Here is a 1354-nt window from a genome sequence, read left to right as displayed (position 1 = left end):
GCGCTGCTTCTTCTGGCGATGGGTGGCGGGTTGCTGTGGGGTGGCGGTGCGCGGGGGCAGACGCTGCAGGAGGCGCTGTCGCAGGCTTACGCGAACAACCCGGCGCTGCTGGCGGCGCGGGCGCAGCTGCGCTCGGTGGACGAGAACGTGCCGCAGGCGCTGGCCGGCTGGCGGCCGAGCGTGGTGCTGGGGGCGTCGGGCGGCTATGTGCAGGGGCGCGGGCGCAGCAACCAGCAATATTTCCCGCTTGACCGGCAGACCGGCAGCCTGCAGGCGACGATCACCCAGCCGCTCTACAATGGCGGCCGCACGGTGGCGCAAACCCAGCGCGCCGAGAACCTGGTGCTGGCGCAGCGCGCCCGGCTGCTGGCGGCGGAGCAGCAGGTGCTGTCGGATGTGGTGGCGGCCTATGTGGCGGTGATCCGCGACCAGGAAACGCTGCGGCTGAACGTCAACAACGTGCAGGTGCTGCAGCGCCAGCTGGATGCGACGAATGAGCGCTTCCGGGTGGGCGAGATCACCCGCACCGACGTGGCGCAGGCGGAAAGCCGGCTGGCCGGCGCGCGCTCGGCGCGGGCCAATGCCGAGGGCACGCTGCAAACCAGCCGGGCGACGTTCCAGCGGGTGGTGGGGCTGGCGCCGGAGCGGCTGGTGGCGCCGCAGCCGCTGGGCGCTGCGGCGGCCAATGCGGCGCAGGCGGCGGAGGTGGCGATGCGCAACAACCCCGCCGTGGTGGCGGCGCTGTTTGACGAGGCGGCGGGGCGGGACGCGGTGGATGTGCAGATGTCGGCGCTGCTGCCGACGCTGAGCCTGCAGGCGCAAAGCTTCCGCTCCGACAACAGCCAGTCGCCGGACACCCGGGCGATCGGCGAGCAGATCACCGCCAATCTGTCGGTGCCGATTTACCAGGGCGGCGGCGAGCACGCGGCGGTGCGCCAGGCGCGGCAGGACGCGGTGCGGCTGCGGCAGGTGGTGGACGACCAGCGGCGGGCGGCGATGCAGCAGGCGACGCAGGCCTGGGAAAGCCTGGCCTCGGCGCGCGCCCAGGTGGACAGCGTGCGCTCGCAGATCCGCGCCGCCGAGATCGCCCTCGATGGCGTGCAGCGCGAGGCGGTGGTGGGCAGCCGCACCACGCTCGACGTGCTGAACGCCGAGCAGGAGCTGCTCAACGCCCGCGTCTCGCTGGTGCAGGCGCTCTCCAGCGTGGTCACCGCCAGCTACACCCTGGCCGGCGCCGTCGGCCGCCTCACCGCCCGCGACCTGGCGCTCCCCGTCGCCCAGTACGACATGGAAGCCTATTACAACGCCGTCCGAAACAAGCTCTTCGGCACCAGCGATATCACGCAAAGAAGGT

1 protein-coding gene is annotated in these 1354 nt (G+C 72.4%); it reads left to right on the top strand.

The genetic code is table 11. The annotated features are described in order from the left end of the window. Positions 1-1354: TolC family outer membrane protein (locus tag F0Q34_RS21495; protein WP_306419409.1), on the top strand; the 1354-nt coding region annotated here is incomplete at both ends.

It is taken from the genome of Teichococcus oryzae (assembly GCF_008386565.1).
GTDB lineage: Bacteria > Pseudomonadota > Alphaproteobacteria > Acetobacterales > Acetobacteraceae > Pseudoroseomonas > Pseudoroseomonas oryzae.
This window is presented reverse-complemented; position numbering and strand designations above follow the sequence as displayed.